The sequence below is a fragment of the Pseudomonas sp. 32_A genome (assembly GCF_017490905.1).
Lineage (GTDB): Bacteria > Pseudomonadota > Gammaproteobacteria > Pseudomonadales > Pseudomonadaceae > Aquipseudomonas > Aquipseudomonas inefficax.
Genome location: NZ_JAFGYI010000503.1, coordinates 1 through 240, shown reverse-complemented (window position 1 = coordinate 240; position 240 = coordinate 1). Strand labels below are relative to the sequence as shown.

Sequence of the window (240 nt, the reverse complement as noted above, 5' to 3'; positions counted from 1 at the left end):
ACACCGGGAAGTAGAAGCCCAAGGTGCTGAACAGCAGCACGAAGTAGCCGACGTTGCCCAGCCAGGCACTGATCCAGTAGCCCCAGGCCGAGGAAAAGCCCATGTACTCGCCGAAACCGGCCTTGGCATAGGCATACACCCCGCCATCCAGGTCAGGCTTGCGATTGGCCAGGGTCTGGAACACGAATGCCAGGGTCAGCATGCCGACCGCGGTGATTGCCCAGCCGATCAGCACAGCGC

At 62.1% G+C, this 240-nt stretch carries 1 protein-coding gene; it reads right to left on the bottom strand.

Annotated features, from left to right (window positions below):
- The coding region (locus J5M58_RS27605; protein WP_207880695.1) for an amino acid permease at window positions 1-240 on the bottom strand (240 nt) is incomplete at both ends.